Source organism: Caloramator australicus RC3 (assembly GCF_000297115.1).
GTDB lineage: Bacteria > Bacillota > Clostridia > Clostridiales > Caloramatoraceae > Caloramator > Caloramator australicus.
Genome location: NZ_CAKP01000117.1, coordinates 1 through 214 on the forward strand (window position 1 = coordinate 1; position 214 = coordinate 214).

Genomic DNA, 214 nt, shown 5'->3' on the forward strand with positions numbered 1-214 from the left:
CCTACAACGTCGTCAGACTTAACTGTCAATATTTCTTGTAGGGTATGAGCTGCACCATATGCTTCTATTGCCCAAACTTCCATCTCACCAAATCTTTGACCACCAAATTGTGCCTTACCACCAAGTGGCTGTTAGGTAACTAATGAGTATGGACCTGTTGAACGCGCGTGTATCTTATCGTCAACAAGGTGAGCAAGCTTTAGCATATACATAT

At 42.5% G+C, this 214-nt stretch carries 1 pseudogene; it reads right to left on the reverse strand.

Annotation, left to right across the window (positions count from 1 at the left end):
• Positions 1-214 (reverse strand): annotated as a pseudogene (locus CAAU_RS14380) (DNA-directed RNA polymerase subunit beta); the annotation flags it as partial.